General features: G+C 60.8%; 25 protein-coding genes and 1 tRNA gene. 21 read left to right on the forward strand and 5 right to left on the reverse strand.

What is annotated here, in order from left to right; translation table 11 throughout:
* A partial coding sequence (locus tag VJR29_01145) for a glycerol-3-phosphate dehydrogenase C-terminal domain-containing protein (protein HKY62001.1) occupies nt 1-684 on the forward strand: 684 nt, incomplete at its 5' end.
* Between the two features lie 223 nt (nt 685-907).
* Nucleotides 908-2,215, forward strand: a complete 1,308-nt coding sequence (locus VJR29_01150) for an FAD-binding protein (GenBank protein ID HKY62002.1) — start codon at nt 908-910, stop codon at nt 2,213-2,215.
* Nucleotides 2,216-2,282: 67 nt separating this feature from the next.
* On the opposite strand, the gene VJR29_01155 is transcribed toward VJR29_01150, so the two are convergent.
* From VJR29_01155 to VJR29_01165, 3 genes are all read right to left on the reverse strand, one after another.
* A complete protein-coding gene (locus VJR29_01155) occupies nt 2,283-3,098 on the reverse strand; it encodes a DUF4013 domain-containing protein (GenBank protein ID HKY62003.1) in 816 nt (271 codons plus the stop codon).
* Nucleotides 3,099-3,176: 78 nt separating this feature from the next.
* Entirely contained in the window at nt 3,177-3,758 is a 582-nt protein-coding gene (locus tag VJR29_01160) for a hypothetical protein (protein HKY62004.1), read from the reverse strand.
* Nucleotides 3,759-4,053: 295 nt separating this feature from the next.
* On the reverse strand, nt 4,054-4,662 hold the full coding sequence (locus VJR29_01165) for an RlmE family RNA methyltransferase (protein ID HKY62005.1): 609 nt from the start codon (nt 4,660-4,662) through the stop codon (nt 4,054-4,056).
* Here VJR29_01165 and VJR29_01170 point away from each other — a divergent pair.
* From VJR29_01170 to clpB, 7 genes are all read left to right on the forward strand, one after another.
* On the forward strand, nt 4,661-5,212 hold the full coding sequence (locus VJR29_01170) for a thioredoxin family protein (GenBank protein HKY62006.1): 552 nt from the start codon (nt 4,661-4,663) through the stop codon (nt 5,210-5,212). The two genes, VJR29_01165 and VJR29_01170, sit on opposite strands and share 2 nt — an antisense overlap.
* A 168-nt stretch (nt 5,213-5,380) precedes the next feature.
* A complete protein-coding gene (gene coxB / locus VJR29_01175; protein ID HKY62007.1) occupies nt 5,381-6,181 on the forward strand; it encodes a cytochrome c oxidase subunit II in 801 nt (266 codons plus the stop codon).
* A gap of 2 nt (nt 6,182-6,183) precedes the next feature.
* Entirely contained in the window at nt 6,184-7,959 is a 1,776-nt protein-coding gene (locus VJR29_01180) for a cbb3-type cytochrome c oxidase subunit I (GenBank protein ID HKY62008.1), read from the forward strand.
* A gap of 22 nt (nt 7,960-7,981) precedes the next feature.
* Nucleotides 7,982-8,581 (forward strand): cytochrome c oxidase subunit 3, encoded by a 600-nt coding sequence (locus VJR29_01185; GenBank protein HKY62009.1) that lies wholly within the window; start codon nt 7,982-7,984, stop codon nt 8,579-8,581.
* Nucleotides 8,582-8,590: 9 nt separating this feature from the next.
* A complete protein-coding gene (locus tag VJR29_01190) occupies nt 8,591-8,929 on the forward strand; it encodes a cytochrome C oxidase subunit IV family protein (GenBank protein ID HKY62010.1) in 339 nt (112 codons plus the stop codon).
* Nucleotides 8,930-8,937: 8 nt separating this feature from the next.
* Complete coding sequence (locus VJR29_01195) at nt 8,938-9,357, forward strand: hypothetical protein (GenBank protein ID HKY62011.1); 420 nt, start codon at nt 8,938-8,940, stop codon at nt 9,355-9,357.
* A 272-nt stretch (nt 9,358-9,629) separates the two neighbouring features.
* Nucleotides 9,630-12,233 (forward strand): ATP-dependent chaperone ClpB, encoded by a 2,604-nt coding sequence (clpB, locus tag VJR29_01200; protein HKY62012.1) that lies wholly within the window; start codon nt 9,630-9,632, stop codon nt 12,231-12,233.
* A gap of 222 nt (nt 12,234-12,455) precedes the next feature.
* On the opposite strand, the gene sulP is transcribed toward clpB, so the two are convergent.
* Nucleotides 12,456-14,174: a sulfate permease gene (gene sulP / locus VJR29_01205; protein ID HKY62013.1), complete on the reverse strand. Its 1,719-nt coding sequence runs from the start codon at nt 14,172-14,174 to the stop codon at nt 12,456-12,458.
* Between the two features lie 108 nt (nt 14,175-14,282).
* Here sulP and VJR29_01210 point away from each other — a divergent pair, with 108 nt between their 5' ends.
* Together VJR29_01210 and VJR29_01215 are read left to right on the forward strand one after the other, a co-directional pair.
* Nucleotides 14,283-14,627, forward strand: coding sequence for a metalloregulator ArsR/SmtB family transcription factor (locus tag VJR29_01210; GenBank protein ID HKY62014.1), 345 nt, complete (start codon nt 14,283-14,285; stop codon nt 14,625-14,627).
* Nucleotides 14,624-14,857, forward strand: a complete 234-nt coding sequence (locus tag VJR29_01215) for a hypothetical protein (GenBank protein ID HKY62015.1) — start codon at nt 14,624-14,626, stop codon at nt 14,855-14,857. Before VJR29_01210 ends, VJR29_01215 begins: the two co-directional genes overlap by 4 nt.
* Nucleotides 14,858-14,873: 16 nt before the next feature.
* Here the strand turns inward: VJR29_01215 and VJR29_01220 are convergent, their stop codons facing one another.
* On the reverse strand, nt 14,874-15,854 hold the full coding sequence (locus tag VJR29_01220) for an alpha/beta hydrolase (protein HKY62016.1): 981 nt from the start codon (nt 15,852-15,854) through the stop codon (nt 14,874-14,876).
* 114 nt (nt 15,855-15,968) lie between these two features.
* Between VJR29_01220 and ispE the strand changes: the two genes are divergently transcribed.
* From ispE to rplI, 10 genes are all read left to right on the forward strand, one after another.
* Nucleotides 15,969-16,829, forward strand: a complete 861-nt coding sequence (gene ispE, locus VJR29_01225; GenBank protein ID HKY62017.1) for a 4-(cytidine 5'-diphospho)-2-C-methyl-D-erythritol kinase — start codon at nt 15,969-15,971, stop codon at nt 16,827-16,829.
* Nucleotides 16,830-16,966: 137 nt separating this feature from the next.
* Entirely contained in the window at nt 16,967-17,317 is a 351-nt protein-coding gene (gene spoVG, locus VJR29_01230) for a septation regulator SpoVG (protein HKY62018.1), read from the forward strand.
* A gap of 270 nt (nt 17,318-17,587) precedes the next feature.
* Nucleotides 17,588-17,659 (forward strand) — tRNA-Gln (locus VJR29_01235).
* A gap of 23 nt (nt 17,660-17,682) precedes the next feature.
* The gene (locus VJR29_01240; GenBank protein HKY62019.1) at nt 17,683-18,624 is read left to right on the forward strand and encodes a ribose-phosphate pyrophosphokinase; all 942 of its coding nucleotides are present in this window, start codon (nt 17,683-17,685) and stop codon (nt 18,622-18,624) included.
* A 17-nt stretch (nt 18,625-18,641) separates the two neighbouring features.
* Nucleotides 18,642-19,328, forward strand: coding sequence for a 50S ribosomal protein L25/general stress protein Ctc (locus VJR29_01245; GenBank protein ID HKY62020.1), 687 nt, complete (start codon nt 18,642-18,644; stop codon nt 19,326-19,328).
* A gap of 6 nt (nt 19,329-19,334) precedes the next feature.
* Nucleotides 19,335-19,913: an aminoacyl-tRNA hydrolase gene (gene pth, locus VJR29_01250; protein HKY62021.1), complete on the forward strand. Its 579-nt coding sequence runs from the start codon at nt 19,335-19,337 to the stop codon at nt 19,911-19,913.
* A 135-nt stretch (nt 19,914-20,048) separates the two neighbouring features.
* A complete protein-coding gene (gene rpsF / locus VJR29_01255) occupies nt 20,049-20,513 on the forward strand; it encodes a 30S ribosomal protein S6 (protein ID HKY62022.1) in 465 nt (154 codons plus the stop codon).
* Nucleotides 20,514-20,537: 24 nt separating this feature from the next.
* Entirely contained in the window at nt 20,538-20,792 is a 255-nt protein-coding gene (gene rpsR / locus VJR29_01260; protein ID HKY62023.1) for a 30S ribosomal protein S18, read from the forward strand.
* Between the two features lie 14 nt (nt 20,793-20,806).
* Nucleotides 20,807-21,883, forward strand: coding sequence for a DUF2232 domain-containing protein (locus tag VJR29_01265; protein HKY62024.1), 1,077 nt, complete (start codon nt 20,807-20,809; stop codon nt 21,881-21,883).
* A gap of 3 nt (nt 21,884-21,886) precedes the next feature.
* A complete protein-coding gene (gene rplI / locus VJR29_01270; GenBank protein HKY62025.1) occupies nt 21,887-22,339 on the forward strand; it encodes a 50S ribosomal protein L9 in 453 nt (150 codons plus the stop codon).
* Nucleotides 22,340-22,355: the final 16 nt, after the last annotated feature.

Consider the following 22,355-nt stretch of genomic DNA (forward strand, 5'->3'; position numbering starts at 1 on the left):
GTCCGGCCGACCCTCTACCACCGCGGCGAGTACGAGGACGACTTGAGCCGGGAGCACGCGATCTTCGACCACGAAGCCCGCGACCGCTTGCCCGGCTTCCTTTCGATCGCCGGCGGCAAGCTCGCCAGCTATCGCCTGATGGCGCAGGAAGCCGTCGACTTGATCTGCCACAAGCTCGGCCGGATCGCGCCTTGCCGGACCCACCAGGTGCCCTTGCCCGGCGGCGAGCGCACCGTCGATCCCGAGGCTTTGGCCAAGGAGTTTCGGGTTCCACTTTTCGCGGTGAACCGCCTGGTCTACCGCCATGGCGCCCGAGCCGTCCGGATCTTGGAGCAGGCTCGGGAGCGGCCGACGATGGGCAACTTGATCTGCCAATGCGAGCCGGTGTTGGAATGCGAGCTGCGTTACGCGGTCCGCCACGAATGGGCCCGGACCTTGGGCGACCTGCGGCGGCGAACCCGCTTCTCGATAGGTCCCTGCGAAGGCACCCGCTGCTTCATGATGGGGGCCCAGATCCTGGGCGAGGAATTGGGCTGGAGCGCCAAAGAAACCTTCGAGCAGCTCAAGGCCTTCATGGCCAAGAGCTGGAAGGGAAGGGCGCCGGTCCTCGACGGCGTTTCGCTGCAGCAGGAAGAGCTCTGCGCCGCGACCTACTACAACGTGGGGTGTTTAAATGGGTCGTAGGCCCGACAATCTTACCTCCCCCCTTGCGGGGGAGGATGGCCTCGGTCGAAGACCGAGGCCGGGAGAGGGGGCGTGGCAGGGCACGCGTTGTCTTGATGCCAGCAATTGTTAAGAGAGTGCTTGCTTTGCCACACCCCTCTCCCGCCCTTCGGGCACCCTCTCCCGCGAGGGGAGAGGGATATATTGATGGGAGAAGATTATAGAACTTAGCACCGACATCGCCATCCTCGGCGGTGGGCTCGCCGCCTATGCCGCGGCCCTCGAGCTGCGCGAGTCCGGCCTTCAAGTGACCATCGTGGCCCGGGCCCCCGGCGCCAGCGCGCTCAATTCCGGGGCCTGGGACTTGGCCGCGACCTCCCGGAGTTCGACCGAGGATTGGGCCGAGTGGCCGGAGGCCAAGGTGGCGCTGCGCGAAATTCTCCGCAGCCGGGAAGAGCATCCTTATTCGGTGATCGGCCGCGGCTTGGGGCTGGACGAATCCAGCGACTTCATCCACCAGGCGCTGGAGCGGGCCGCCCGAACCCTTCCCTTGGAGATGTCGAGCTCCGACTCCGGAGCGATGGCCATGGTCAACGACCTCGGCACGGTCAAGCCCAGCGCCTGGGTTCAATCCTCGATGCGCGAAGCCGATCTGCGGAGCTGGCGCCGGGCCAAGGCCCTGGTCGTCGGTTTCGAAGGTTTTCCGAAGTTTCGCGGCGAATTCATCCGGCGCTCGCTGCTCGAGCAGCAGGAGAAGCAGCCTTTCAGCCACCTCGAGTTCGCCGGCAGCCTCGAGATGGCGGTGCCCGGCGTCAGCGGCCGAGCTTCGCTCACCGCGGTCGAGATCGCCGAGGCTCTGGACCGGGAGGAAAATTTCGTCGCTTTCGGCCAAGAGCTGGTCGGCTACCTCGAGGGCAAGGTCTACGACCGAATCCTGCTGCCGCCGCTGCTGGGCCTGGAGAACACCCGGCACATCGTCGAAGCCCTGGGCAAAATCACCAAGCTCAAGGTGGCCGAGACTTTGGCGACGCCGATGAGCGTGCCCGGCCTTCGTCTCCACCGCGCCATCGAGCGCTTCTTCGATCATGAGTCTTTCGAGAAGATCGAGGCCGAGGCGGTCGGCTTCGATGCCGAGGGCCGCAAGCTCAAAGCTCTCTACCTGCACAGCGAGGAGCAGCGCCATCGGCTCCGGGCCTCGGCCTTCGTCCTGGCCGGCGGGAAGTATTTGGGCGGCGGCATCAAGCGCCGCCGGCAGTGGCGCGAGCCGCTCTTCGGCCTGCCGATTTGGCTGGAGGGAAAGCTGCTGAAGCATCAGTCCATGCCCCAGGTCACCCGCCGCGATCCGGCGATCTCCCAGCCCTTCCTGACCGCCGGCCTGCGGATCAACTCCTTCGCCCAACCGCTCGATGGCGACGGTCAAATCGCCTACGACAACCTCTTCGCGGCCGGCGCCATCCTGACCGGCTTCAATCCGGCCCAAGAGCACTGCGCCGCCGGCGTCTCGATCGCGACCGGCGCCGTGGCCGGCCGCCATGCTTCGGCGCTTTCGTAGGGGCACCCCTTGCGGGTGCCCAAGGCAGGGACAATCACCGTAGATCGGGCGCCCGCCAGGGGCGCCCCTACCCTTGGGGTGCGGGCGTGGGCAGGGGCGGCGCCGCCTTCGGGGTTTCCGAGGGAATCGGTCCGCTCTTGGTCTGGAGCGGAATCGGCTCGCCGCCGCTCCGCAAGTACCGCTCGTAAATTTGCCAGCGCAAATGAAGATAGGTGAAGTTGAGCATGACGATGACCAAGTACATGCCGACGAAGAGGAAGAGCATGCCGGCGAACATCATCACCAGGAAGACCGGCGTGACGACGATGTAGACGACGACGAAATCCTTCCAAGTCCGGCATGCGAAATTCCAGATCTTGCCCAGCTGCAAGGCCTTGCCGAAATCCTCGGTGAGCTCGGCCCGCAGCAAGGCCGACATCAGGAGGACGTTCATCGGCAAGATGATCGCGAGGATTATCAAGGCCATCAAACCGATGCCGCCGAAGAGGAAAAGCGGGGAGGGCTCGGCCCCGCTGCGCTGGAGGCTGGCCATCAAGATCCCGCCGCCGAACATGCCGGCGAAGACAACGACCATGATGACCAGCGTCAGGGGCAGGGTCAGCAGAAAGACCACCAGGAAGGGCACCACGCCCCGGCCCAGCCAATAGACGAAGTCGCCGAAGTCGAGCTTGGGGATCGGCGAGGGATGGCGCTTGATCAGGCGTTGGATGATCTCGCAGTACCAGCCCATCAGGACGATGCCGCCGACGATCGGGATGATCTGCATGACCGCCGCCAGCAAGATGTTGATCAGGGCATTGGGCTGGTCGAAGAGGAAGCGGAAGGCCTGGATGAACTGAATGCCGCCGCTCGGTGGGGGTGGTGGCGGATTGGCGTTTTCCAAGGGAGCTCCTTTGAGTTGATTATACTTCGCAAATTCTTCGAATTTGCTGCGCACCTCGGCAAAGCCGAGGTTTGCCCTTTAATCAACGACCGGCTTGCCGACGCCGCGCTCGTGCCGCAGCTTGTCCACTTCCTTCAGGAAAGAAAGCAAGTCGGGCGAGGCGTCGGGCGGTGGAAAGGCCGCGGTCGAGCGGATGTAATTCTTGCCGTCCCAGACGTAGACGCCGCGGGAGAGCGAGCGGCCGCCGCCCTTTTCGGGACCCATGTCGAAGACGGTCAGCAGATCGGTGTAGCCCTTGGTCTTGTGGGGGACGATGATGACGCCCCAGGGCGAGAGGCTGGTCAGCTTGCCGTCGGCCTTGAGGATGACCCGCCATTTCTTCTTTTTCTTTTCGTAGCTGATGACGAAGAATTGGCAGTTGTTGGTCTCGCCGCAGGCGGTCTTGGGGACGATGAACCACTCGGCGACGCCGTCGTCGTTCAAGTCGAACTGGTTGCGGTTTTCGACCGGGATGTCGGGCGTGCTGTAGAGCTCGATGCCGCCCGAGGCCTTGTTGATGAGGCTCAGCATTTCTTTTTCGGGGAGCTGAACTTCCTCGGCCCGCAGCGGGCCGGCGAAGGGGATCAAGAGAGCCAAAGCCAGGAGTAGACGAGATACCATATAGAGAAGCCTTCCTTGGAGCGGACCCGATTATAGGCCTCAAAGTGAAAATCCCGAAGGAAATTTGCTTAAAATTTCGCCATCTGCAAGGGGTCATCCTGAGCAGGGGCCCCAGTCGAACGCCGCGAGGTTCGAGTGAGACTGGGGGGAAGGATCTGCGACCCACCAAGGGTCTTTGAAAGTTCCGAGCCTCTTCGGGCCGTTTACGGGATTTCGAAGAGACGAAGGGGCCTTGAAGCTCATAGTCTCTTGGGCAGTCGCAGATCCTTCGCTTCGCTCAGGATGACGAGGCTGCTCAGGATGACTCGGCTCGAAAGCCCAACCCCAAGATATAAACCTCCTTGGAGGTCTTCCGCGAAGATTCGGGCTCGAAGACCTTGAGTGCTTTGAAGCTCTGGCGCAGCTTTTTTACGTCGGCGGCGAACTCGGCGCCGGGGAATTGCTTGGCGACGAAGTTGCCGCCGGGCTTGAGCCAGCGCCCGGCCAAGGCGGCGGCCTTTTGGACCAGCTCGTGGGAAAGGTAGGCGTCTTTGAAGGGGATGCCGGTGAGCTTGGGCGACATGTCGGAGCAGATGGCGTCGACCCGGCGCTCGCCGAGCTTCTCGGCCAGCCAGGCCTCGGCCTCCGAACCATAGATGTCGGCTTGGAGGAATTCGATGATCCCGCCGGCCCGCTTGGCCAGCGGCTCGAGGTCGATGGCCAGGATTCGGCCCTTGGCGCCGACCGCCTTGGCCAGGATGACGCTCCAACCGCCGGGCGCGGCGCCGAGGTCGAGGACCCAATCGCCGGCCTTCACCAGCTTGTGTTTGGCGATCATCTCCTCGATCTTGAAGCTGGCCCGCGAGGGCAGGCCCAGCTCTTTGGCCTTGCGGTAGTAGCGGTCTTGATGTTCATATTTCGCCATGGTCTTGCTCAAATCCACCGAGATCGCGCTGGGCAGCCCGGCGCCCGATTTTTCCCTGCCTTCGGTCGAAGGTAAAGTCTATTCCCTGAAAGATTTCGACGACGCCAAGGGCTTGGTAGTGATGTTCATCTGCAACCATTGTCCCTACGTCGTCGCGGTCGAAGATCGAATCCTCGCCCTGGCCCGCGAATATCAGCCCCAGGGCATCTCCTTCGTCGGAATTTGCTCCAACGATCCCACCGATTATCCCGAAGACGCGCCGGCCAAACTGAAGGAGCGCTGGCAAAAGAAGAATTACGGCTTCCCCTATCTCATCGACGAGAGCCAGGAGGTCGCCAAGGCCTATGACGCTGTCTGCACGCCGGATCTCTACGTCTTCGATGGCGGCCGGCGGCTCTTCTATCATGGCCGGATCGACGACCATTGGCAGGAGTCTGACAAAGTCCAGCAGCGCGAGCTGGCGGCGGCCCTCGATCTCTTGCTAAAGGGCGAGGCCCCGCCCGCCAAGCAACAGCCCTCGATGGGTTGTTCGATCAAGTGGAAGAAGTAAGCGGAACGACCGCTCTTGCGCCGCCCTTTTTCCTTGCGTAAACTCGCCTCATCCCAAGGAATTCAATAGCTTGACGGGTTTAAGCGGGCGTGTTACCAGGCCTTCGATTTCGCGCTTGTGCGGGGTTCCCACGCCTGGCCTAAGTATCCAAAATTAAAGGACTTTTCGATGGAACCAATCAACTATGGTTACGGGTTGCCCCCGGACTATTCGACCCACGGGGCTCAGATCGACAACCTGATCTACGTGCTTCACGGGTTCATGATTTTCCTCTTCGTGGCCTGGGGAATTTTTCTCCTCTATTGCCTCATCCGATACCGCAAGCGCGAAGGCCACAAAGCCAGTTACGAGTCCAACAAGAGCAAGCTGCCGAAGTACGCCGAAGTCGCCGTCGTCCTGGTCGAGGTCTTCATGCTGGTCGGCCTCTCCTTCCCGGTCTGGTCGAAGTACAAGACCGGCTTTCCGGCCGAGAAGGACGCGCTCTTGACCCGGGTTCAGGGCCAACAGTTCGTCTGGAACATTCAATACGCCGGCGAGGACGGCAAGCTCGGCAAGATCGATCCCAAGCTGATGAGCGACAGCAATCCGATGGGCGTCGACGCCAAGGACCCGGCGGCTTGGGATGACGTGGTCGCGGTCAACCAGTTCCACCTCCCGGTCAACCATCCGGTGATCAGCCACATCACCGCCAAGGACGTCATTCACAGCTTCGGCGTGCCGATTTTGCGGCTCAAGCAGGACGCGGTCCCCGGCATGGAAGTGCCGATTTGGTTCCAAGCCACCAAGACCGGAACCTTCGACATCGTCTGCTCCCAGCTTTGCGGCGTCGGTCATAGCCTGATGAAGGGCACCATCACCGTCGATTCGCCGGAGGACTTCAAGAAGTGGCTGGCCGAGCAATCGCGAGATTTCAAGCCCAAGGCCGCCGCTGAGGAAACCGCCAAGGACGCCAAAAAGGGCGAGGTTTAACCATGGAACAAAAACGTCATATCGATCACACCGCCGTCGCCGGCCACGAGGCCGACCATCACCACGCCCATCCCGAGCTGAACTTCATCCAGAAGTACATCTTCTCGGTCGACCACAAGGTCATCGGCATCCAATACACCGTCACCGCGCTTTGCTTCCTCTTCTTCGGTTTCTGCTTGATGATGCTGATGCGCTGGCAACTGGCCTATCCCGGCGAGCCGCTGCCCTTGATCGGCAACTTGCTCGGCGAAGGCATGCCCGGCGGCGTCATGCTGCCCGAGTTCTACAACTCGCTCGGCGCGATGCACGGCACCATCATGATCTTCTTGGGCGTCGTCCCGCTGGCGGTCGGCGGCTTCGGCAACTATTTGGTCCCGCTCCAGGTCGGCGCGCCCGACATGGCCTTCCCTAAATTAAACGCCGCCAGCTACTGGGTTTACTTCGTCGGCGGCGTCGTGATGCTGGCGAGCTTCTTCATGCCCGGCGGCGCGGCCAACTCCGGCTGGACCAGCTATCCGCCGCTCTCGGTCATCGCGACCGAGGGCCAGACTTGGTGGTTGGTCGGCATGATCTTCCTGATCACCTCCTCGCTGCTCGGCTCGGTCAACATCTTGGTCACCATCATCCATCTCCGGGCCAAGGGCCTGACTTTCTTCCGGCTGCCCTTTTTGGTTTGGGCCCAGTTCGTCACCTCGTTCCTCTTGCTGCTGGCCTTCCCGCCGCTCGAGGCCGCGGGCGTCCTCCAGCTGATGGACCGGGTCGCCGGAACAAGCTTCTTCCTGCCGACCGGCCTCTCGGTCAGCAACCAGCCGCTGGCGGTGGCCGGCGAGGGCAATCCCTTGCTTTGGCAGCATCTCTTCTGGTTCCTGGCCCACCCCGAGGTTTACGTCTTGATCCTGCCGGCGATCGGCATCGTGACCGAGGTCATCGTCAACAACACCCGGAAGCCGCTCTACGGCTACAAGACGATCATCTACGCGGCGCTCTTCCTCGGCTTCATGTCCTTCCTGGTCTGGGCCCACCACATGTTCATGACCGGCATGGGCGTGACGATGAGCAATTTCTTCCAGATCACGACCATGATCATCTCGGTGCCCTCGGTCGTCGTCTTGACGGTCTTGATCCTGACGCTGTGGGGCGGCTCGATCCGCTTCACCCTGCCGATGCACTTCGCGCTGGCCTTTTTGCCGATGTTCGCGATCGGCGGCTTGACCGGCCTGCCGCTCGGCTTGACCGCCTCCGACATCTACCTGCACGACACCTATTACGTCATTGGGCACTTCCACTACGTGGTGGCGCCCGGGACGCTCTTCGCGCTCTTCGCCGGCATCTACTATTGGTATCCCAAGGCCACCGGCAAGATGATGAGCCGCTTCTGGGGCAAGGCCCACTTCTGGCTCTCCTTTCTGGCCATCAACGGCGTCTTCTTCCCGATGTTGATTCAGGGCGTCGCCGGCTTGAACCGCCGGCTTTACGACCCGACCTTCTACGCCAACGGCCTGGCGATCCAGAACCTGAACGTGATCATCTCGATCTCGGCCTGGTGCCTCGGCGCCGCCCAGCTGATCTTCATCCTGAATTTCTTCCTGAGCCTGAAGTGGGGCAAGAAGGCCGGGGACAACCCCTGGCAGTCGACGACCTTGGAGTGGGCGACCCCGACTCCGCCGCCCCATGGCAACTTCCTGCAGGAGCCGGTGGTTTACCGCGGGCCCTACGAGTACAGCGTTCCCGGCGAGAGCGAGGATTTTTCGCCCCAGCACGTTCCGGGCAAAGCTTAAGTTTTTAGATTAGGAGAATGAAATGTCCGAAGGACTGATCCACTATATCGAGACTCCCCATCCGGTGACGGGGATGACCAACTCCAAGCTGGCGATCTGGCTTTTCCTCGCCACCGAGGTGATGCTCTTCGGCGGGCTCTTCTCGGCCTACATCCTGCTCCGCACCGGCGCGTCCCATTGGCCCCACGGTCCCGAGCTGCTCAACGTCCCGCTGGCCACGGTCAACACCATGGTGCTGATCACCTCCTCGGTGACGATGGTCATGGCCTGGGCATCCTTGGTGATGAACAAGATCGGCCGCTTCCGCGGATACATGGCGGTGACCATCATCCTGGCCCTCGTCTTCTTGGTCATCAAGTACTTCGAGTACACCGCCAAGTTCCACCACGGCCACTATCCCTCGAGCGACAACTTCTACGGCATTTACTTCACCTTGACCGGCCTTCACGGGCTCCACATCCTCGGCGGAGTCTTGGTCAACGCCTATTTCTTGTTCACCGTCGGCAAAGGCTTCAAGGACAATCCCAAGATGTTCACCGGCCGGGTCGAGGCCGCGGGCCTCTATTGGCACTTCGTCGACTTGGTTTGGATCTTTCTTTTCCCGGCTCTTTACCTTTTATAGGAGATTTCCATGGATCACGCCCATACCGAGGAAATGCTCAAGCATATCAAGATTTACATTTTCGTCTTCCTGGCCCTGGCCGTGCTGACCCTGGTGACCGTGTGGGCCTCCCATCTCCAGGTCAGCGGAACGATGCACATCATCATCGCGATGGCCATCGCGACGCTGAAGGCCGGCTTGGTTGCGGCCTTCTTCATGCATCTGATCTCCGAGAACAAGGTGCTCTATAGCATCCTGGCTTTCACGGTGGTATTCTTCCTGGTGCTGATCTTTATCACTTTTTTCACCGATATTAACATGCTCCGGATCATCGGAGTTGCGGCGCCGGTCGCCACCGGCCATCATTGATTGAAGTTATGTCCTTGCGTGGATTCCATCTCTTCTTCATCGCCGTTTCCGGTCTCCTGTCGGTCTTCATGATCGTCTGGGGGATCTACGACTTCAAGGCGACCGGCGACCTGATGGGCATCGGATTGGCCCTGCTCGGCGCCGCCGGCGCGGTCCTGCTCACCGTCTATTTCCGCTGGTTCTTGAAGAAATACCCCAAGCTCACCCCGATGCTGGTCTCGCTCTTCGCGGCTGGCTTGGTCCTGAGCCAAGGCCCCTGGGCCGAGGCTTGCGGCGTTTGCTACAAGGACCCCAACAACCCCCTCACCAAGGGCGCCATCATGGGCGTCATCGTCCTGGGCGCGATCATCTCCGCCCTCTTGGCCGGCATCGCCTATATCGGCTACTCCTGGCACCGACGCGCCAAACTGATGCACCGGCCCTTGTAGGGGCACCCCTTGCGGGTGCCCAATCTGCGGCGGTCGCCGACTCCTCGCATTGAGCACCCGCAAGGGGCGCCCCTACAGGGATTCTTCTATTTCCAATAACTGCTCCATGAAGGAGCTTTGCTCAGCGACCACATCCATGGGAGGGCCCGATTGTAGCGGATCGGCGGGCGAACGATAAATATTCTTTTCAGGATTTGTTCAAAATTATTAAAATTATTGGCCGTGTCTTGACCCGGTGTTCAGGGGTCCCATTTGAGCAAAAAGGATTCTTCATGCGCCTGGATAAATTCACGATTAAAGCTCAAGAAGCGGTGCTCGAGGCTCAGCACAAGGCCGCCGAGCATGGCAATCAACAAGTCGAGCCGGAGCATCTCTTGCTGGCCTTGATCGAACAAGACGAGGGCCTGGTCGGCCCCATCTTGCAGCGCCACGGCGTCAACCTCGCCGGTTTCAAGGAGGAGCTGCTCCGCGACATCGAGCGCCTGCCCAAGGTCAGCGGGGGAAGCGGCGAGTATCTTTCGACCAACCTCAAGAAAGTTTTGGAAAACGCCCATCAAGAGGCGACCAAGCTGAAGGACGAGTACGTCAGCACCGAGCATTTGCTTTTGGCCATGCTCGACGGATCGGGCGGTGCGGCCGGCCGGCTGCTCCAATCGCATAAGCTGAGCCGCGACTCCCTGCTCAAGGCTCTGCTGGAGATCCGCGGCTCCCACCGGGTGACCGATCAAAACCCCGAAGCCAAATACCAGGCGCTCAAGCGCTTCACCCGCGACCTGACCGACCTGGCCCGGCGCGGCAAGCTCGACCCGGTCATCGGCCGCGACGACGAGATCCGGCGGGTCATGCAGGTGCTTTCGCGGCGCACCAAGAACAATCCGGTGCTGATCGGCGAGCCCGGCGTCGGCAAGACCGCCATCGTCGAGGGCTTGGCCCAGCGCATCGTCAACGGCGACGTGCCGGAGAGCCTCCGCGACAAGACCTTGGTGGCCCTCGATCTGGGCGGCTTGTTGGCCGGGACCAAGTACCGCGGCGAATTCGAAGACCGCCTCAAGGCCCTGCTCAAGGAAGTCGTGGAATCGGAGGGCGAGGTCATCCTCTTCATCGACGAGCTCCATACCTTGGTCGGTGCCGGCGCGGCCGAGGGCGCGATGGACGCCTCCAACATGCTGAAGCCGGCCCTGGCCCGCGGCGAGCTGCGCTGCGTCGGCGCCACGACCTTGGACGAATACCGCAAGCACATCGAGAAGGACCCGGCCTTGGAGCGCCGCTTCCAGCCGGTCTTCGCCGGCGAGCCCAGCGTCGAGGACACGATCGCGATCCTCCGCGGCTTGAAAGAGCGCTATGAGGTCCACCACGGCGTTCGGATCCAGGACAGCGCCTTGGTCGCCGCCGCGACCCTTTCTCACCGCTACATCACCGACCGCTTCCTGCCGGATAAGGCCATCGACCTGATCGACGAGGCCGCCAGCCGCCTGCGGATGGAGATCGACAGCATGCCGACCGAGATCGACGAGATCGAGCGCCGGATCATGCAGCTTCAGATCGAGGAGCAGGCCCTCAAGAAGGAAAAGGATCCGGCCTCGAAGGAGCGCCTCGAGAAGCTCCAGGAGGACTTGGCCGAGCTGCGCGAGAAGAGCCAGACCCTCAAGGCCCACTGGAAGAACGAGAAAGAGGCCATCGGCAGGATCCGCCAGACCAAGGAAAAGATCGAGCAGGTCCGGATCGAGACCGAGAAGGCCGAGCGCGCCGGCGACCTCAACCGGGCCGCCGAATTGAAGTACGGCCAATTGCCGGGCCTGGAAAAGGAATTGACCGCCCTCAACCAAAAGCTGGCCGAGCTGCAAAAAGACCGGAAGATGCTGAAGGAAGAGGTCGACGCCGAGGACGTGGCCGAGGTGGTCGCCAAATGGACCGGGATTCCGGTCTCCAAGATGATGGAAGGCGAGATCGACAAGCTGCTGCGGATGGAAGACCGGCTGCGCGAGCGGGTGGTCGGCCAGGACGAGGCCTTATCCAAGGTCGCCAACGCGGTCCGCCGGGCCCGCGCCGGACTTCAGGATCCCAATCGCCCGATCGGCTCCTTCTTCTTCCTGGGGCCGACCGGCGTCGGCAAGACCGAAACCGCCCGAGCCTTGGCCGAGTTCCTGTTCGACGACGAGCACGCGATGATCCGCATCGACATGAGCGAGTATATGGAGAAACACTCGGTCTCGCGCTTGATCGGCGCGCCGCCGGGCTACGTCGGCTACGAGGAGGGCGGCCAGCTCACCGAGGCGGTGCGGCGCCGGCCCTATTCGGTCCTGCTCTTCGACGAGGTCGAGAAGGCCCATCCCGACGTTTTCAACGTTTTGCTCCAGATCCTCGATGACGGCCGGGCCACCGACGGCCAGGGCCGGACCGTCGATTTCAAGAACACCGTCCTGATCATGACCAGCAATATCGGCTCTCAATACATCACCGAGCTGAAGGGCCAGAGCGAGGAGGAGATGGAGCGGCGGGTGATGGAAGCCCTGCGCGGCCATTTCCGGCCGGAGTTCCTCAACCGGATCGATGAGATCGTCATTTTCCACTCGCTGAAGGAGCAGCAGATCGAGCGGATCGTCAACATCCAGCTCAAGCGCCTCGATCAGCTCTTGGCCGACCGCAAGATCAAGCTCGAGCTCAGCGAGCCGGCCCGCAAATTCATCGCCGAGCACGGCTATGACCCGGTTTACGGCGCCCGGCCCTTGAAACGGGCGATCCAGAAATACCTCCAGGATCCGCTGGCGATGAAGCTGCTCGCCGGCGAATTCGGCGAGGGCGACAATATCGTGGCCGACGTCGGCAAGACCCAAGTCGGAAAGGGCGCCGGCGAGCTCGAATTCCGGAAGGCCTGACCCGTCGGCATCCCCGTCATTTGTCATCCTGAGCGAAGCGAATACCCAAACTACGGGCACAAGGGATCTGCGACTGGCCAAGAAACTTTGGGACTCAGGGGTCCCTTCGCCTCTCCGGAATCCCCTTAGGATGACCCGAAGGAGATTGGTCTTTTCAAAGCGCCATGGCAGGTCGCAGATCCTTCGCTTCGCTCAGGATGACAGTGGCCGCTCAGAATGACGTTACTGGCCGGCGAGAATCTCCTCGGCCCGCTTCAGGGCCTCGTCGATGTTCTCCAGGATGTTGCTCCGCCCCATCTCCTCGACGAAGCCCGACTTTTCCATGGCAAAGAGCGGTTGGACATGGGTCCCGGAGAGGAGGAGCTGGGTTTTGTTGCGCAGGCATTGGGCGCGGAGGTCGCGCAGGGCCCGGAGGCCGGTGGCGTCCAGCGCCAGCACGTGGCGCAGCCGCAGGATCAGGACCCGAGGCGGGGTTTGCCCGATGTTGAGGGTGTCGCGGAGCAGCTCGGCCGCGCCGAAGAAGAAAGCCCCCTCCATTTCGTAGACCACGACGTCCTTGGGAATGCGGCGGGCCAACGATTCCCGCTCTTCTTCTTCCTTGTCGAAGCTTTCGCCTCGGAGCTCCCGAGTGATCTCCTTCACGGTGGTCACGTCGGTCATCCGTTTCATGAAGAGGATGACGGCCATCAGCATGCCGATCTCCACCGCCACCGTGAGGTCGACCAAGACCGTCAAGAGAAAGGTGGCCACCATGACCGACACGTCCATTCGCGGCGCCCGCAGGAGGGTCTTGAAGGCGTGCCACTCGCTCATGTGGTAGGAAACCACCATGAGGATGGCGGCGAGGACGCAAAGCGGGATCAGGCTGGCCCAACGGCCGAAGAGCAGGACGATCAGGAAAAGGGTCGCGGCGTGGATCATCCCGGCGACCGGAGTCCGGCCGCCGTTCTTGACGTTGGTCGCGGTTCGGGCGATGGCGCCGGTCGCCGGAATCCCGCCGAAGATCGGTGCGGCCAAGTTGGCGATGCCTTGGGCGATCAGCTCGGTGTTGGAGCGATGCCGGCTTTCGATCATCCCGTCGGCCACGGTGGCTGAAAGCAGCGACTCGATGGCTCCGAGCAGGGCGACGGTGAAGGCGGGGCCGATCAGGCCCTTCAACTCCTCCAGGCTGAATTGAGGCCAGGTCGGCTGGGGCAACCCGGCGGGGATCGAGCCGAACCTCGAGCCGATCGTCTCGACCGGAATGTGGAAAAGGTGGACCAAGGCCGTCACCGCGAGGATGGCCACGATCGAGCCCGGGACTCGCCGGCTGAATTTGCCGTCGAGCCGGGGCCAAAGCAGGATGATCGCCAGCGAGAGCAGGGAGATGGCGAGCGTCTTCCCATCCACGGTGTGGAAAGTCTTGAAGTAGACCGCCCATTTCTCGATGAAATCGGCGGGCAGGGCCTCGGTTCGGATCCCGAAGAAATCCTTGATCTGCGAGGAGAAGATCACCACCGCGATCCCGGCGGTGAAGCCGACGGTGAGCGGGTAGGGGATGAACTTGATGACGGTGCCCAGCCGCAGCGCTCCCATCAGGATGAGGATGGCTCCGGCCAGCAGCGTGCAGATCAGCAGCCCATTGACCCCGTAACGCTGCACGATCCCGTAGACGATCACGACAAAGGCGCCGGTCGGCCCGCCGATCTGGACCCGCGACCCGCCCAATAAGGAGATGAGGAAGCCGGCGACGATTGCCGTGGTCAAGCCCCGGTCGGGAGTGACGCCCGAGGCGATGGCGAAGGCGATGGCCAGGGGAAGAGCCACGATGCCGACGGTGACCCCGGCCGACAAGTCCCCCCAGAAGAGGGCCAGGCTGTAGTTTTTCAAGGTGGAGAATAGTTTGGGGGCGAAGGCCGGCTGGACTCGGCCGGCGTCCTTCTTGTTTTCTTTTGGTCCCATAGGCCTTTCCGGGGAAGCCCCGCCCTAGCGTTTCGCCGTTGCTCAATCAATCATAATATGCACATATAGTAATATAATCATTTTTAACGACAAGAGGAAGCAGCGCCGATGAGGACCCTGACCGACGAGACCTTGGATCAAGTGGCGGTTTTTTTGAAAAACATGGCCGAGCCGACCCGGCTGAAAATCTTGCGTTGCCTGCACGACGGCGAAAAGACCGTCTCCGAAATCATCGAGGAGACCGGCGCCAACCAATCGAACGTCTCCCGGCACCTGGCCCTGTTGACGGCGGGCCGCATCGTCGCCTTCCGCAAGAACGGAACCTCGGTCTTTTACAAGATATCCGACCCCAACATCACGGCCATTTGCGACACGGTCTGCCGAAGCATCGCCGAGCGGATCCGCCAGGAAAGGGCCATGTTGAAGAACATCCAGAAAGGAATCGCCTCATGATTCAGGTGCCGAAGGAAACGACCCGAGTCCATTTCAAGGTTCTCTATCGGGAGCTTTCGCTATTGGAGACCAATTGCAAGATTCTCCGGCAATGGGCCGAGGATCGCCGGCTGGCTCCGGCCAAAACTCTGGCCCTGCTGATCGGCGACGCCTTGGAATCCTTGGAATTGCACTTATCCGACTTTCGGCATCTGCTGGAGGAGGATTCGGGCGGGAAGGAAAACGCTTAGCCCGGCCGCGGCGGCTTCAGGAGGCCTCTTCGGCCAGCTTGGCCAGTGGGTCCTTGCCGACCGTGTTATAAGGCAGGATTCTTTCCCGCAGAAACTTCTCGATCCGCAAGTTGATCAGCTCCGGCTGCTCGACCAAGGCGGCGTGGCTGCCGTTCTTGATGATGATCATCTCGGACTTCGGCACCACCCGGTGCATCTTCTTGGCCAGCCAAACCGGGGTGAAGGTGTCGTTGTCGGCGCCGATGATCAGGGTGGGGACCTTGATCTTCTTCAGCATGTCCTCGGCGCTGTGGTTTTGAACGCTGCGGCTCAGCTTCACGAAGAAGGAGGGCTCGAGGCTCAAGATGTGGTCGACGTAGAGCTGGGCGTCGGCCTTGCTCGCCATCCCGGTGTTGATCATCTTGAGCAAGCCGCCCAATTGATACCAGAAGGGGTTGCGGATCAGGAGCTGGCTGAGGAAATTGCTGGGCTTCGGAAAGAGCACTCCCAAAGCGGTGAAGATTTCGAAGATATACTTGGAAAGCGGCGAATTATAAAAATAATCCATCGGCCGGCCGAAGGTTCCCAAACAGGAGACGAGGCCCGCGACGTGGCGGGCATGGCGGCGGTAGAACTCCAAGACCACTTGGGTGCCGAGGCTGTGGCCGATGAAGAGGGCCTTCTTGATCTTGAGCTCGTCGATGACGGCCTTGCAGTCCTCGACCAGGGCCTGGACGCTGACGTTTTCGGGGTCTTTGGGCGGGGCCGAGCGGCCATGGCCCCGGTAGTCCCAGGTGATGACCTGGAAATGGTTCTTGAAGGCGTTCTCCAAGTACTTCCAAAAAAAGGTCGAGACCCCCATCCCGTTGCAAAGCATGATGGGAAAGCCGAAGCCGACCGACTTATAATAAATGTCGGTGCCGTCGCTGCTTTGGACGTAGCCCTCCCGCAAACGGATGAGCTGGGCCAGTTTGCCGGGGTTCTTCTGGGTCAGGGCCGTGGGCTTTGACTTAGGCATCGGGACTCCAAGAGCTGCTCGAAAAAGCGGCGCACAGTATCAGGTGCATTCTAGCAAAGCAATGGTAAAATAGCGTATTGACAGGGTTATTTTACTTCTATATAAGGCCGGTCCATGCAAAGCATCTCCTTGCTTTCTCCCGGAAAAGTCAATCTTCGGCTCGACATCGTCGGAAAACGGTCCGACGGCTACCATGAGCTCCGGTCCCTCATGGAAAGGGTCAGCCTGGCCGACGAAATCGAGATGAAAATCGTCGAAAAGGGCATCACGGTCACCTGCGACCACGAGGGGGTGCCCACCGACGAAAGCAATATCGCTTTTAAAGCCGTTAAAGAGATTCTGGCCTATTCTAGCCGAAACGTCGGGGTCGAGGTCCATATCAAGAAAATGATCCCGGTCGCGGCCGGCATGGGGGGTGGATCGAGCAATGCCGCCACCGTCATCAAGGGCATCAATCACCTGCTCAAGCTCAAGCTGCCCAAGGAAAAGCTGATGAAAATCGGCTTGAAAGTCGGCGCCGACGTGCCGTTCTTCCTCTTCGAAGGCCCGGCACTGGCCGAGGGCATCGGCGAGCAGCTGAAGAAGGTCAAGGCAATGCCTAAGCTGTTGTTTTTAATTGTCAATCCCAGCATTTCGGTGCGGACCGACTGGGTTTACAGCAAGTTCCAGCTCGAGAACATGAAGTGCAATGGCAACACCGAGGTCCCCAACATCTACCGGACCAAGAAGGACGTCGCCAAGATCCTCCACAACGACCTGGAAAAGGTCACCATCAAGGAATTTCCCATCGTCGGCGAGATCAAGGACGAGATGCTGAAACTGGGCGCCCTGGCCAGCATGATGACCGGCAGCGGCCCCACGGTTTTCGGGATTTTCGCCGACAAGGTGAAGCTCGCCAAAGCCTTTGAAAGGATGGAAAAAAAGGCTCAAAGGGACTGGAAAATCTTCATGGCGGAAAATCTCGAGGCTGCCTGACCGCTATCAAATCCTGCAAAACCCCCTCGTTTTCCGGGCTTTTTCTCCAAATTTTGATATTTCGGCCCTAGGCCTTGGTGTATAGTTAGAAGTCCTCTCGAATCGAGCACGAAACCTTCTGCTTTCCGAGGGCAGCCATGGAAATCACCGAAGTCCGTGTTTTTCCCGTCAACGAAGAGAAGTTGAAAGCCTATGCCACGGTCACATTCGACGACTGCTTCGTCGTCCGGGACTTGAAAGTGATTCATGGCAACACCGGCCTCTTCGTGGCCATGCCCTCAAAAAAGCGCAAAGACGGCACTTTCAAGGACATCGCCCATCCCCTGAACAACGAGTTCCGGTCCAAGATCGAAAAGGTGGTCCTGGACTGCTACGAGAAGGAAAAAGACCTGGCTCATCCCCATCCTCCCCGCGAAGAGGGCCCCAAGGTCGAGTCCAAGACCCCCGACCAAATCAAGCCCGAGGACTACGCCGCTCCGGATGATTGAGGAGCGGGGCTAAAGCCCCTTGCTATAAATCATCGAAATATTGACAGCTTAAACCCCGCCGTTGTATCCCCCAACGCCTTTATTCGCGCTCCCGGAGCAAGCCCGGAAGCGCTAAAGCCCAGGGGGCGAAACTTCTCCCCCTTCAGCCCCCAAAAGAGGGGAGATTTGGCTGGAAAAAAATATAGCCCCACCATAACCGATGGGGGTTGAAGGGGGAGGCGGTAACTCCCCCTGGGCTTTAGCAGGCTCGGCTTTGCCGAGACTGCGAATTGGGGCGTAGACAAGCGGTAAGTCACCGGATTTTGATTCCGGCATTCGTAGGTTCGAATCCTACCGCCCCAACAGTTTTTGGTGAAACCATGCAGATGCCCGACGACATCATGATTTTTGCCGGCAACGCCAACCGTCCCCTGGCTCAGGAGATCGGGGCTTACTTGGGCACCCACTTGGGCAAGGCCCAGGTGAAGCGGTTCTCCGATGCCGAAGTTTGGGTCGAGATCGACGAGAACGTCCGCGGCAAGGACGTCTACATCATCCAGCCGACCTCGCGGCCGGCCAACGAGCACCTCATGGAGCTGCTCATCATGATCGACGCCCTCAAGCGGGCCTCGGCCGAGCGGATCACCGCGGTCATTCCCTATTACGGGTACGCCCGCCAGGACCGCAAGGTTCAGCCGCGGACTCCGATCAGCTCCAAGCTGGTGGCCGATCTGATCACCGCCGCCGGCGCCCATCGGGTCCTGGCCGTCGACCTCCATGCCGGCCAGATTCAAGGGTTCTTCAACATTCCCTTCGACCACCTTTACGCCACGCCGATCTTGCTCGAGTACATCAAGGAAAACTTGATGAACGACTTGGTCATCGTCTCGCCCGACGCCGGCGGAACCGAGCGGGCCCGGGCCTACGCCAAGCGGGTCGAGGCCGGCCTGGCCATGATCGACAAGCGCCGCAGCGGCCCCAATGTCTCGGAAGTGATGAACGTCATCGGCGAGGTCGAGGGCAAGACCGCGATCATCGTCGACGACATGGTCGACACCGCCGGCACCCTGACCCAAGCCGCCAAGGCCTTGGCCGATAACGGCGCCAAGCGCATCTTCGCGCTGGCGACCCACGGCGTGCTCTCGGGCCCGGCGCTGGAGCGAATCAAAAATTCGGTCTTGTCGGGGCTGGTCGTGACCAATACCATTCACCAACCCGAAGAAGTTTTGCAGCACCCCAAGATCAAGGTGCTCTCGATGGCCGGCCTGCTCGGCGAAGCCATCCGCCGCATCAACCACAGCGATTCGGTGTCGTCCCTGTTCGTTTAGTTTTGAAGGAGTAGCTTATGGAACGCCAACAACTCACCGCCACCCCCCGCGACAAAGTCGGCAAGGGCGTGGCCCGTCAACTTCGCGCCAAGGGCGCCATTCCCGCGGTTCTCTACGGGCAAGGCCAAGCGGCGACGCTGCTACAGGTCAACCTCCGCGACTTCACCAAGGTGGTGAGCACCGGCGCCGGCATCAACGTCCTCTTCGACCTCGAGATTCAAGGTCAGGGCAAAGTGCCGGTCATCGTGAAGGATTATCAAGCCCACGTCATCGACCGCAAATTCACTCACGTCGACTTCTTCAAGATCGACCTGACCAAGAAGGTCAGCATCGAGGTTCCGATTCACTTGGTCGGAAAGGCGGCCGGCGTGAAGGAAGGCGGCATCCTCGAGCACATCACTCGGACGCTGAAGGTCAACTGCTTGCCGACGGCGATCCCCCAATTCCTCGAGGCCGACGTCTCCAACTTGAACATCGGCGACAGCCTCCACCTTCATGACATCAAGCTCCCGCAGGGCATCGAGGTCGCGCCCGGCTCCGACGAGACGATCGCCGCGGTCGTGGCGCCGGTCGAAGAGGTCGTGGAGACCCCGGCGACCGAAGTCGTCCAGCCCGAGGTCCTGACCGCCAAGAAGCCGGCCGAAGGCGAGGGCGAGGCCGCGGCCGGAGCTCCCAAGAAGGAAGAGAAGAAGGAAAAGAAGTAAGCCGCCATGCCGAAGCTCCTGGTCGGACTCGGAAATCCCGGCAAAGAGTACGAGAAAACCCGGCACAACGTCGGGTTTTTTCTCGTCGAGCGCTTGGCCGACCGTTGGGGCATGGACTTCGGCCGAAAGAAATTCGACGGCCTTTACGCCGAAGGCCTGGTCGAGGGCGAGAAGGTCCTCCTGGTCAAGCCCCAGACTTACATGAACTTGAGCGGCCAATGCGTCGGCCCTTGGTTCCATTTCCTCAAGCTCGAAGGCGGGGACCTTATGGTCATCCACGACGAGCTCGACCTGCCATTGGGCCGGATGAAGGCCCAAAGGGCGGCCAGCGCCGCCGGCCAAAAGGGGGTGGCCTCGATCATCGAGGCGATTGGGCATCACGATTTCTGCCGCTTGCGAGTGGGAATCGGCCGGCCTCAGGCCCAAGGGAAGGGGGCCGACCACGTCCTGGCGGCTTTCCGGGGCGAGGAAAAGCGGATTTTCGAGGAAGAGGTGCTTCCCTTGGCTCTGGAAGGGGCCGAAACCTTCGTCAAATCGGGGCTTGACGCCGCGATGAGGATCGTGAATAGAAGGCAACCTGGCTAGCAATAGCCAAAAAAATCGTCCTTCTTGCTCCCTTTTTACGGAGGGGGCCAACGCAAAACGCAAGGCTCGGCTTGGCCGAGCCGCGCAGCAAATTCGCAAGAATTTGCGCAGTGAAATAGTCCATAAGGAGGAAACATGCGCGAGTACGAGACGATCTACGTCTTGAAGCCCGACCTGCCCACTGACCAGGTCAAGGTTCTCAAGGATAAAGTCCAAGACATCATCGAAAAGGCCGAAGGCAAGGTCCTGCACCACGTCGATTGGGGCAAGCGGCGCTTGGCTTACAAGGTCGAAAAATTCCAGCAAGCTCAATATCTTTACCTGCAATACCTCGACAAAGGCCTCTCGATCGCCGAGATCGAGCGCATCCTGAAAAACGACGACCGGGTGCTCAAGTTCCTGACCGTCCAAGTCGAGGAAAAGGTCAACGTCGAGGAACGGCTGGCCCGCGCCGGCGAAGCCCCGATCGCGCCCGAGGAATTGGTCCGCGAGGAACCGAGCCACGACCGCTACCCGCCGCGCGAGCGTTACGGCGATCGCCGTCATGAAGCCGCCCCGCCCGCCGCCGACGAAGCGATGGGCGAAGAGAGCCCCGAATAACCTTTTAGCGACGGAGAAAAAGCCATGCCTCCTTACAATCGAGGAAAATCCCGCAAACGCAGCTTCAGCCGCCGCAAGGTTTGCCGCTTCTGCGCCGACAAAGACGTGCGGATGGATTACAAGAATCCCAAGATGCTGAGCCTCTTCATCACCGAGCGGGGCAAGATCATCCCCCGCCGCATCACCGGCAACTGCGCTTTGCACCAGCGCTCCTTGACCACCGCGGTGAAGCGGGCCCGGGTGCTGGCATTGATTCCCTTCACCGCCACCCACGCTTAAGGGGCGGCGGCGCGATGACGAGCTTGGAGTCTCCAGTCCGAGACCTCGCTCTTCCCCGGGAAGCCCTGGGTTGGAAGGGAGCGCTTTGGCTGGGGCTGATCTCGCTGGCTCTCTACTTGAGCGGCCTCTTGGTTTGGTTGACTCCCTTGCCGGTGCTTTACGCTTACCGCAAGGGGCGGCAGCTCAAGAGCTTGGTGGCGGTGCTGATCCCGACCGCTCTGCTCTGGTTGGTTTACGAAGGCCTGGTGCCGTATTTCTCGGAGAATTACGGCTTCGAGCAGGCCATGAAATTTTTCTTTTGGGTTCCCGGTTTGGGTCTGGCCGGTCCGGGCTCGACGTGGAACCCGGCGATCTTTGGCATTGTCTACTATCTCTTCTTCACCCTGCTCGGCGCCTTGCTCGGCGAGTTCGAGCCCCAGCCTTATCGGATGACCCGGCTGGTGGGGCAGACCGTCGGGATCCTCGCGCTCTGCCTGCTTTCCTGGCTCCTGCTCTACACCGCCGGGAACTGGTCGGGCTTTGTCCAAGGGATGGAAGCCTACTTCGTCCGCCTCCTCGAGGAGGTCTCGAAGGTTCCGCAGGGAAGTGAAGAGATGGAGCTTCAGTGGTCGCTGATCCGAAGCCACGCTCCGAGCATCGCCTTTTACGCGGTGCGCTTGCTGCCGGCGATGATCTTCAACATGTTGATCTTCGTCGTCTGGCTCAACGTGGTGGTGGCTCGGCGGCTCTTCGGAGCCAAAGTGGCCTGGTTTCCCTCGGTCGGGAACCTCCAGCGCTGGCGCTTTCCCTTCGCCGGCGTTTGGATCCTGATCGGTTGCGGGCTGCTCTTGGCCCTCGACGTCTACGTCGTGAAGGGCGAGACCCTGAGGCTTTTGGCGATCAACGCTTTCATCGTCTTTGGATTGGTCTACCTTTTCCAAGGCTTGGCGATCGTCGCCTTTTATTTGGGTCGTTGGAACCTGTCGCCGATGCTGCGGCTCTTGTTCTACGCGATCTTGGTTTTGTTTTTTCAACCCTTGAGCTTTTTGCTCGTAGCCTTCGGCTTTTTCGACTCTTGGTTCGACTTTAGAAGGTTGCAAAAGAAGGAGTAAGTCATGCAAGTCATCCTCCGCGAGGACGTCCCCAGCCTGGGCAAGGCCGGCGAGGTCGTGAAAGTCCGCGACGGCTACGGCCGCAACTACCTTTTGCCGCAGAAGAAGGCCGTTTTGGCCGACGCCGGCAACCTCAAGGCCGTCGAGGCCCACAAGAAGGCGATCGAGGCCAACCAGGCCAAGGCCAAGGGCAAGGCCGACGAGGTCGCCGCCCGCCTGAGCGGCCTCGAGATCACCCTGTCCAAGGGCGTCGGGGCCGGCGACCGGCTCTTCGGCTCGGTCACCAAGACCGAAATCTCCGCCGCCCTCCGCCAACAAGGCTTGAGCATCGACAAGCACCTGATCGAGCTCGAGGCCCCGATCAAGAGCATCGGCGGCTTCGACGTCGCCGTGAAGCTCCACCCGGAGGTTCGCGCGACCTTCAAGCTTTGGGTCATCCGCGAAGAGAAGAAGTAATCTCCCTCTCCCCTTG

This window comes from bacterium (assembly GCA_035281585.1).
Taxonomy (GTDB): Bacteria; UBA10199; UBA10199; order DSSB01; family DSSB01; genus DATEDP01.